General features: G+C 62.3%; 10 protein-coding genes. 6 read left to right on the top strand and 4 right to left on the bottom strand.

Annotated elements, in window-relative coordinates; translation table 11 throughout:
- The 4 genes from HP546_RS20965 to HP546_RS20950 form a co-directional block, all read left to right on the top strand.
- Positions 1 to 560, top strand: a 560-nt coding sequence (locus tag HP546_RS20965; RefSeq protein WP_172229031.1) for a TenA family protein, incomplete at its 5' end; no start/stop codon positions are given.
- 124 nt (positions 561 to 684) lie between these two features.
- A complete protein-coding gene (gene codA / locus HP546_RS20960) occupies positions 685 to 1,926 on the top strand; it encodes a cytosine deaminase (RefSeq protein ID WP_172229029.1) in 1,242 nt (413 codons plus the stop codon).
- An 896-nt stretch (positions 1,927 to 2,822) separates the two neighbouring features.
- On the top strand, positions 2,823 to 3,809 hold the full coding sequence (locus tag HP546_RS20955; RefSeq protein WP_172229027.1) for a DNA-binding protein: 987 nt from the start codon (positions 2,823 to 2,825) through the stop codon (positions 3,807 to 3,809).
- Positions 3,810 to 3,862: 53 nt separating this feature from the next.
- Positions 3,863 to 4,027, top strand: a complete 165-nt coding sequence (locus tag HP546_RS20950; RefSeq protein WP_172229025.1) for a DUF6021 family protein — start codon at positions 3,863 to 3,865, stop codon at positions 4,025 to 4,027.
- Positions 4,028 to 4,106: 79 nt separating this feature from the next.
- Here the strand turns inward: HP546_RS20950 and HP546_RS20945 are convergent, their stop codons facing one another.
- Entirely contained in the window at positions 4,107 to 4,358 is a 252-nt protein-coding gene (locus tag HP546_RS20945) for a hypothetical protein (RefSeq protein WP_172229023.1), read from the bottom strand.
- 8 nt (positions 4,359 to 4,366) lie between these two features.
- Positions 4,367 to 4,867, bottom strand: a complete 501-nt coding sequence (locus tag HP546_RS20940) for a DUF4142 domain-containing protein (RefSeq protein WP_172229021.1) — start codon at positions 4,865 to 4,867, stop codon at positions 4,367 to 4,369.
- A 153-nt stretch (positions 4,868 to 5,020) separates the two neighbouring features.
- Here HP546_RS20940 and HP546_RS20935 point away from each other — a divergent pair, with 153 nt between their 5' ends.
- Positions 5,021 to 6,589, top strand: coding sequence for a sensor domain-containing diguanylate cyclase (locus HP546_RS20935; protein ID WP_172229020.1), 1,569 nt, complete (start codon positions 5,021 to 5,023; stop codon positions 6,587 to 6,589).
- Between the two features lie 170 nt (positions 6,590 to 6,759).
- Here HP546_RS20935 and HP546_RS20930 read toward each other — a convergent pair whose 3' ends face one another.
- Complete coding sequence (locus HP546_RS20930; RefSeq protein ID WP_172229018.1) at positions 6,760 to 7,473, bottom strand: MgtC/SapB family protein; 714 nt, start codon at positions 7,471 to 7,473, stop codon at positions 6,760 to 6,762.
- 396 nt (positions 7,474 to 7,869) lie between these two features.
- Here HP546_RS20930 and HP546_RS20925 point away from each other — a divergent pair, with 396 nt between their 5' ends.
- Positions 7,870 to 8,331, top strand: coding sequence for a sterol desaturase family protein (locus tag HP546_RS20925; protein ID WP_172229016.1), 462 nt, complete (start codon positions 7,870 to 7,872; stop codon positions 8,329 to 8,331).
- Positions 8,332 to 8,618: 287 nt separating this feature from the next.
- Here the strand turns inward: HP546_RS20925 and HP546_RS20920 are convergent.
- Positions 8,619 to 9,026 (bottom strand): bile acid:sodium symporter family protein (locus HP546_RS20920; protein WP_372242449.1); only part of this gene is annotated, 408 nt, incomplete at its 5' end.

Here is a 9,026-nt window from a genome sequence, read left to right as displayed (position 1 = left end):
GTGAGGCGGCGTTTCGGACGTACCTGGTGCAGGACTACCTGTTCCTTGTCCAGTTCGCCCGCGCCTGGGCCCTGGCTGCCTACAAAAGTCGCCGCCCGGCCGACATCCGCGCGGCACAGGCGGGGCTGGCGGCGATTCTGGATGAAACCGAGCTGCACTTGCGCCTGTGCGCGCGCTGGGGGCTGACCCAGGCCGACATCGAGGCGGCACCCGAGCACCAGGCCACCGTGGCCTATACCCGTTATGTGCTGGACTGCGGTGCAGCGGGCGACTTGCTGGAGCTGCACGTGGCACTGGCGCCGTGCGTGATCGGTTATGCCGAGATCGGGCGGGCCCTGGCAGAGCAGATCGGCGACTTGAGCAACCACCCGTACCGCGAGTGGATTGGCGAGTATGCCGGGGACGGTTATCAGGGCGTGGCAGCGGCAGCGCGCAAGCACCTGGATGAGCTGGCGGCGCGGAGCATGACCGAGCAGCGGTTTGGCGAACTGGTCGGTATTTTTGGCCAGGCGTCGAGCCTTGAGGCTGATTTCTGGCAGATGGGGTTGGATGGGGGGTGATTGGGGGCTGAGAGGTGTTTGCCCCAGGATTTTCAGCGCCTGTCAGCCCTGATGCAAATCTCCCAAATCAAAGGGCTCGAACCGCTATGATGTGTGAGCAATGCAAAGCCCAAGGAGATCCTCGATGAACATCCTCAACGCCCGACTGCGCGGCAAACCCGGCCTGTTCCGCATCGAACTGAACGCCGAGCGCATCGCCGCCATCGTGCCCCAGCCCGAGCCGGTGACACCACGCGCCGCCGATGACCTGGACGCTGGGCAAAACCTGGTGGTGGCGCCTTTCATCGAACCGCATATCCACCTGGACGCCACGCTTACTGCCGGCGAACCAAGGTGGAACATGAGCGGCACCCTGTTCGAAGGCATCGAATGCTGGGCCGAGCGCAAGGCAATCACCACCCACGATGACATCAAGACCCGCGCGAAAAAAACCATCGGCATGCTCGTGGACCACGGCATCCAGCATGTGCGCACGCATGTCGATGTAACCGACCCCGCGCTCACCGCGCTCAAGGCCATGGTCGAGGTGCGTGACGAAGTGCGCGAGCTTGTCGACCTGCAGATCGTTGCCTTCCCGCAGGAGGGTATCGAGTCGTATGCCAACGGCCGGGCGCTGATGACCGAAGCGGTGGCGATTGGCGCCGACGTCGTCGGTGGTATTCCGCATTTCGAAAACACCCGCGACCAGGGCGTGTCGTCGGTGAAGTTCCTGATGGACCTGGCCGAGCGCAGCGGCTGCCTGGTGGATGTGCACTGCGACGAAACCGACGACCCGCAATCGCGATTTCTCGAAGTGCTGGCCGAAGAAGCCCGGGTACGCGACATGGGCAGCAGGGTAACGGCCAGCCATACCGTGGCCATGGGCTCGTATGACAATGCCTACTGCTACAAGCTGTTCCGCCTGCTCAAGCTGTCGGGCATCAACTTCGTGTCGTGCCCGACCGAGAGCATTCACCTGCAAGGGCGCTTCGACAACTACCCTAAACGACGCGGTGTCACCCGCGTGGCCGAGATCGATCGTGCCGGCATGAACGTGTGCTTTGGTCAGGACTCCATCGTCGACCCGTGGTACCCGCTGGGCAACGGCAACATCCTGCGCATACTCGAGGCCGGGCTGCATATCTGCCACATGCTCGGCTACGACGACCTGCAGCGCTGCCTGGATCTGATTACCGACAACAGCGCCCGCACCCTGAACCTGGGCGAGCGCTACGGCATCGAGGTCGGGCGGCCGGCGAACCTGTTGCTGCTGTCGGCCCCAGACGATTACGAGATGGTGCGCAGCCAGGGGCATGCGCTGGTGTCGGTGCGCCATGGCAAGGTACTGATGCGGCGCACCCCGGCGCAGGTGCAACGGTTGCTCTAAAGTTGGCAGGGCACAGCTGAATGCCAGTCAGTTAAGCAATTGGGGCCGCTCGGCGGCCCATCGCCGGCAAGCCAGGCTCCCACAAGTACGGCGCATGGCTTGAATGCGATGCGGTCGGATGGAGCAGGCATCCAGCAAGCTTGGCTCCCACAGGTACGGCGCATGGTTTGAATGCGATGCGGTCGGATGGAGAAGGCATCCAGCAAGCTTGGCTCCCACAGGTACGGCGCATGGTTTGAATGCGATGCGGTCGGATGGAGCAGGCATCCAGCAAGCTTGGCTCCCACAGGTACGGCGCATGGTTTGAATGCGATGCGGTCGGATGGAGCAGGCATCCAGCAAGCTTGGCTCCCACAGCTACGGCGCATAGTTTGAATGCGATGCGGTCGGATGGAGCAGGCATCCAGCAAGCTTGGCTCCCACAGGTACGACGCATGGTTTGAATGCGATGCGGTCGGGGTGGGAGCTGGCTTGCCGGCGATGGGCTGCACAGCAGCCCCATTAGCCTTGACTGACTGGCATCAGGGCTGAATGGCCTTCAAAAACTTCCCTGCAAGATGTTGCGGCGGCACACGATCACCGCAACACCCCGCTGCTGCAATAGCAGCGGCACCTTCGATACTCCTCCGTTAGCTGAGGCCGATCTCCGCTCTCGTTGGCGCCGTTGCGTCCTCCCCATTTCTTCGATCACGAACCCGTCACCGGCTGGTGCTGGAATGCGTTAGCGATGCGCACGTGTGTACGGCTGCGTCGTAAAAACGCCTGAAATTTCACCTAACATGCGATAAGCCGTGATTATTCCACCTTAATCAAGCATTGCGGGGCAGCCCAACTATCGTCATAATTGGTATGTAATTACATGGTACATAACACAGTACAAAATCGTAGGAGCAAGCATGGGCCGGGGCGGTATCAACAAGGTCGTAGTGCAGCAGGCACGTCAGGCGCTGATTGCCCGGGGCGAAAACCCCAGCATCGACGCCATACGTATAGAGCTGGGCAATACCGGGTCGAAGACCACGATTCATCGCTATTTGAAGGAACTGAACGGCCAGCAGCCGGTGGCGTCGGAAGGGGGCGTAGCGCTGAGCGAAGTGCTCAGCCGCCTGGTCGGCCAACTGGCCACGCAGCTGCAGGACGAGGCGGACCTCAGGATCGAGCAAGCCGAAAGCACATTCACCGAGCAGCGCGAACAACTGGAAGCGCAGCTTGCGATCGCGCAACAGGCGCTGGCTGCAGCCCATCAGCAGCACCAGATCGACGTGACTGCGCTGGCAGCCGAGTCGCAAAAGCTGCTGTCCACCCAGAGCACGCTGCAGGCCGAACAACTGCGCAGCGCCAGCCTCAATCAGTCGCTGGGTGAAATGCAGGTGCGCCTGGCCGACAAGGACGAGCAGGTCAAATCGCTGGAGGACAAGCACCGCCATGCCCGCGATGCGCTGGAGCACTACCGCACGGCCAGCCGTGAACAGCGCGATCAGGAGCAGCGCCGCCACGAAGCGCAGCTGCAGCAGTTGCAGCTGGAACTACGCCAGTTGCAACAGGGCATGATCGTCAAGCAGGACGAGCTGACCCGCCTTCACCGCGACAACGAGCGCTTGCTGGGCGAACACCGCCAGGCCGCCAATGAGTGCCGGGCGCAAGACCAGCTGCTAGAGCAGCGCGACGCACAAATACAGGGGTTGCGCACGATGCTCGCCCAGGCCCAGGGCGCCAGCGACGAAATGCGCCGGCAGCTGGATGTGCAGACCCAAAGCCTGCAGGACAGGCGCGACCTTTGCGCCGAACAGGCTCGCCAGTTGCAGCGGCTGGAGGAGCACCTGAGGGAGCGGGACGAGGCACTTGCGCAGTGCAGGGCGCAACTGCCTGCGGTTGCAGATTAATCAAACTTTCGCGGACGGCTGCTTTCTTCTATGGACACTCACGGGAGATAGCCATGCCTGAATCTAAAGCGCCAAACAAAGAAGGACCTCACTCGTCCGAACAGTCAGATAAGCCGAATGACCTGGGGTTCGACCCCGATTCGCCGGATGCCGATGACCCGCAGGTCGACCCGCAAGGGCCGGCCAAACCGCCAAGGGATGTGGAAAAGAAACAGTGAAGGCTAGCGTCACTCGACGTCATCAGGGACCGCAAAGCGGCCCCTGATTTGCCTGACTAGCGGTGTGCCCCCAGGATTGTCAGGCCTCGGCCTGTCTGGCTGCCTCGACACCCGCAGCAGACAACTTGATCGGATAGCTCACGCTGATCTGGTGGTCATTGCCCACCGTCACGCTGCCATCATGAATCAAACCCGCCTCCTGCAACGTCTTGAGCATGCCGGCCACGGCCTTCTCGCCGCGGTAGTTATCCAGCACTTCCTTGCCCAGCCCTTGGGGGTGCGCATGTAACAGGCGGGTCAGTACTTCGGTTTTCAATGCATCATTAGTCATGCTGGGCCTCACTTGCCGTGCTTGGTCTGAAGCGCTTTGGCGTGTTCCAGGTGCTTTTCGAGTTTCGGCAGGGTCTCGCTGGCGAAGGCCTTCAGCTCCGCCTTGTCGGACGAAGCAGCTTCTTTCTTGAACAGCTCCACTGCTTTTTCGTGGGCGTCGACCTGGTTGTTGACGTAAGACTTGTCGAACGACTCGTCGCGCCACTCCAGGATCATTTTCTTGACCTTGTCGGTCATGGCCGCCTCATCGGGCACTGAGATATCCAGCTTGCGGGCAATGTCGCCGAGTTTCTGGTTGGCCTGGGTGTGGTCGGTGACCATCTGCTGGGCGAATGTCTTGATCTCGGCGTCCTGGCTTTTTTCCAGGGCCAGCTTGCCGGTTACCACCTCGGCAATGCCAGCTTCGGTGGCCGCGTCGACAAAATCATCTGAACTGGCTGCCATCGCCTGGACCGATGCCAGGCCCAATACCATGGACAAACCAACGCGCTTGATGAAGAGACTGCTCATGCTTCACTCCTTAAACCGTGGCGCGACGTCAGTGTCGCGTACGGTTGAGGGTGCGGGGGAGGCAAAGGTTTAATCTTTTTCGCGACGGGTTTCGCTCCGGCGGCCCTGAACTATAGTGAAAGGCGGCAAAATGCCGTATGGCTAGGGATTTGAATGTGCGCAGCCAGGAAACAGGATGATGACGGGCTTATCGCGGTAGCCGGCGAGGGGCGCGCTGTGGCGTTGTTCCGCCTGGTATTGGCATTCATGCTGGTGGTGATGCTGGCCTTCGCCCTGGTGGAAGGCTGGCGTATCTGGCGCGACTACCGGCACGCCTTCAGCAATGCCGAGAACATCGTCACCAACCTGGCCCGGGCCACGGCCCAGCATGCCGAAGACGCCATCCGCCAGGTCGACGCCATCACCGCTACGTTGGCCGAGCGCCTTGAAGGCGACGGTTTCGACCACATCAACCGGCCCCGGCTGCATGCACTGCTGGCCAAGCAGAAAAGCATCATGCCGCAGTTGCACGGGCTGTTCGTGTATGGCCCGGATGGCCACTGGATCGTTACCGATCAGGCGCTTATCCCCGCCAATGCCAACAATGCCGACCGGGATTATTTTGTCTATCACCGTGACCATGCCGACCGCGGTGTGCGGGTCGGTTCGGTGGTGCGCAGCCGCTCGACGGGCGACCTGATCATTCCCATTTCCAGGCGCCTGGAGTACCCCGACGGCAGCTTCGCTGGCGTCCTGCTGGGCACCATCAAAGTGCAATGGTTCGTGCAGTATTACGGCGATTTCAAGATTGACGAGCGTGGCGCGCTGGTGTTGGCCAAGCGTGACGGGACCATCCTGGTACGGCGACCGTTCGTCGAGCCGGCGGTAGGCCGAAGCCTGGCCAACAGCGAGATCTTCCGTAACCACTTGCCTTACGCTGCGGAGGGGGTAGCAGAGGCAGTAGCGGTGGTAGACGGGACGGCTCGGCTATACGCCTACCGCGCGCTGTCGAGTTATCCGCTGGTGGTTGAAGCAGGCTTGTCGCGTGAATCCATCGTCGCGCCCTGGCGCCACGATGCCATCAAGTCGCTGGCGGTGTTGTTGCTGTTGTTGCTGGGCCTGGCAGCATTTGCTGGGGTGGTGCTGCGCCAGTTACGCGAACGAATAACCATCGAGCGGGCGCTGCACCAGGCGCACCAGACGCTGAAGGCGCTGGCCTTGACCGACAGCCTGACTGGATTGGGAAACCGTCGTCGCCTGGATGCGGTGTTCGAGGCAGAATTGAAGCGTGCGCGGCGACAGGGCTACCCGGTGGCATTGGTGATGCTCGATCTGGATTACTTCAAGGCCTATAACGACCTTTACGGGCATCCTGCGGGCGACCAGTGCCTGCGGCGCTTCGCTGAAGTCTTGCAACAGGCCCTGAAGCGGCCAGCAGACCTGGCCGTGCGCTATGGCGGAGAGGAGTTCACGCTACTGTTGCCCGATACCGATACACACGGGGCAGAGGTGCTGGTAGTGGAAGTGCAGCAATTGCTGCGGCGCCAGTTGCTCGAGCACGGCGGGAGCCCGCTGGGGCGCGTGTCGTTCAGTGCCGGGATTGCGGTCGGTGATCTGGCGCGGGAAGGGGTGACGGCCGAGAGGCTGATGGCGGCCGCCGACGGCGCGCTGTACCAGGCCAAGCGGCAGGGCCGGGATGGATTTTGCGTAGCGGCAAATGCAGGGGTTGGCGTGGCGCCATAAAGCCTGAAGCCTCAGTTGAAGACGCATGGCGCAGCGCCCGCTGCTCCCGCTCGTTGCGCAGAACCCCGCACAACCGCCAACCCAGATCCTTGTCGAACGCTTGATGCCGGGCAGCCACTGGATGTCGTGCTCAAGGGTAGGGCCAATGCGCATGCGTCTGTCCTGTTGTTTCAATCTGCTCTCAGTACCTGTGGCTGCAGCTGCCAGCGCACCGAGCTTACACCTTTCTCCAGGCTGACCCGGCTGACCAAGCGCTCCAGTTGCCCCGGTGCCTGCGCCGTGCCCAGCAGCTCGGCGCGCACTTCCAGGCGGGCCGGGTTGGCCAGGTCTTCGCTTTGCAGCGACTGCAGGCGCAGCTCAGGGTCGGCCAGGCTATGCAGCATCAAGCTGCGAACCTGGATCTCGTCCTCGGCACGGCAGACGATGCGCACTTCAAAGTGCTGTTCCACTTCGCTGGCCGGCACCACGTCCTGGCGGTCCAGGCGCTGGGCGATGTCGCGTAGCAGGATGTTGGCGCACAGAATCACCAGGCTGCCCAGTGCCGCCTCCAGCAGCAGCCCCAGGCTGCACAGCACGCCGACCGCCGCCGTGCACCACAAGGTAGCGGCGGTGTTCAGGCCGCGTACGTTGAAGCCGTCGCGCATGATCACACCGCCACCCAGAAAGCCGATGCCCGAGACCACATACGCGGCAACCCGCGAGGCGTCGGCAGGGAGCATGCCTGGCACCGCCTGGGTCATGAGGACGAACAGGCAGGCACCGGTGCTGACCAGCGCGTTGGTGCGCAGTCCGGTCAGGCGTTGGCGCAGTTGGCGCTCGGCACCGATCAGCGCCCCCAACATCAGGGCGATGCTGACGCGCAGCAGAAATACTTTCCAATCCATAGCAAACCTCTTCCACGGGCAAATGCCCGCACGTACGCCATCAGGTGGCGCGGTTGAAAAACCAGAAAATGCGCAGGACCACGGGGGAGGGGAAGAGAAGAGGGGGTTACAAGAAACCACCGTCTTGCCATTGCGGCCAGACAGTGCAGGACACTGCCAGGCTAGCGCGCCACGTGGGCCTGTCGCAAGCGACTGGGGCTACTGTCCAATGCAGGTCTCCTGTTCAGGGAAGCAAAATTGCGTCGCGGACCTTACGCCCCGGGACAGACGAGGTCAAGGGTGAAAAGATGACAATGGCTTCATCGGCAAAGGGCCTGCAGCCGGCACGCCTGCATGGCAAAAAACGCAGCCAGTGGGTACCCTTGCACTTTCCTTGGCCATCACCTGGACCGTTCCATGCTGTTCAATCTCGCCATCTTGTTCGGCACCCTGGTGACCATGGAGGGCGTTGGCACGCTGGCTCACAAATACATCATGCATGGTTGGGGCTGGTGGCTGCATCGATCTCACCATGAGCCACAGCTGGGCATGCTCGAAACCAACGACCTGTATCTGTTGGCCCTGGGGCTGATCGCTACCGCGCTGGTGGCATCAGGCAAGGCAGGGTATGCACCGTTGCAGTGGGTGGGCGCTGGTGTGGCGGGGTACGGGGTGCTGTATGTGGTGGCCCACGACGGTTTCTTCCACCGGCACTGGCCGCGCAAGCTTCGGCCGGTCAACGGTTACCTCAAACGCCTGCACCGGGCGCACCGGCTGCACCATGCGGTGAAGGGGCGGACCGGGTGTGTTTCGTTCGGTTTTTTCTACGCGCCGCCGTTGAAGGTGTTGAAGCGGCAGTTGCGCGGGAAGAGCGGCTGAAGGTGGCTGTGCTGGGGCGGGGTTGTTGGTTGGGCATGTTCCAAGAGGGATAGCATCCGGGCTGAAAGGCGTTTGCCATAAGAGGTGCAGCGCCTATGAGATCGAGCGCCGCGCGGGCGGCGCTCGGTTTCAGAGGCGATGAAGATGTGGTGGCGGACACCCGCGAAGCGCCGCGCTGGCGGCGCTCGATCTCATAGGCGCTGCAACTGCTGCGGCAAGCACCTGTCAGCCCTGATGCAATCCCCCGCAACCCCATGACCTGCCAGCAAAAGCACCATGGCCTCCCCTCAATTCACCGTCTCCCCCTCAGCCCGCGCCGCCACATGCCCGCGGCTCACCCACCAGCCAAACCCCGCCGCAGTAAAGAACATGATCAAGCTGTACAGCGCCGCCGGCACGGCCATGGTCGGGTTGTTCAGCAGCGAAGGGCTCAAGGCCAGGGCAATCGCCAAGGTGCCGTTGTGAATACCGATCTCCATGCCGATGGCGATCGCCTGGCGTTTGGGAATGTTCAGCAGGCGCGGTACAAAGTAGCCAACTGCCAGGCTGAGCAGGTTGAACAGCAACGCCGCCAGCCCCACCACCGGCGCGTACTCGGCCACGGTCTGCCAGTCCTTGGTCAGGGCCAGCACAATGGTGAACGCCAGGAACAGCGCCGCCACCAGCTTCATCGGTTTCTCCATGCGCCCCGCAAA

Source organism: Pseudomonas sp. CM25, from assembly GCF_013179705.1.
GTDB lineage: Bacteria > Pseudomonadota > Gammaproteobacteria > Pseudomonadales > Pseudomonadaceae > Aquipseudomonas.
This window is presented reverse-complemented; position numbering and strand designations above follow the sequence as displayed.

Excerpts from the sequence above, each read along its gene's own strand:
- codA (WP_172229029.1), top strand. The coding sequence starts at position 685 with ATGAACATCCTCAACGCCCGACTGCGCGGCAAACCCGGCCTGTTCCGC.
- HP546_RS20955 (WP_172229027.1), top strand. The coding sequence starts at position 2,823 with ATGGGCCGGGGCGGTATCAACAAGGTCGTAGTGCAGCAGGCACGTCAG.
- HP546_RS20950 (WP_172229025.1), top strand. The coding sequence starts at position 3,863 with ATGCCTGAATCTAAAGCGCCAAACAAAGAAGGACCTCACTCGTCCGAA.
- HP546_RS20945 (WP_172229023.1), bottom strand. The coding sequence starts at position 4,358 with ATGACTAATGATGCATTGAAAACCGAAGTACTGACCCGCCTGTTACAT.
- HP546_RS20940 (WP_172229021.1), bottom strand. The coding sequence starts at position 4,867 with ATGAGCAGTCTCTTCATCAAGCGCGTTGGTTTGTCCATGGTATTGGGC.
- HP546_RS20935 (WP_172229020.1), top strand. The coding sequence starts at position 5,021 with ATGTGCGCAGCCAGGAAACAGGATGATGACGGGCTTATCGCGGTAGCC.
- HP546_RS20930 (WP_172229018.1), bottom strand. The coding sequence starts at position 7,473 with ATGGATTGGAAAGTATTTCTGCTGCGCGTCAGCATCGCCCTGATGTTG.
- HP546_RS20925 (WP_172229016.1), top strand. The coding sequence starts at position 7,870 with ATGCTGTTCAATCTCGCCATCTTGTTCGGCACCCTGGTGACCATGGAG.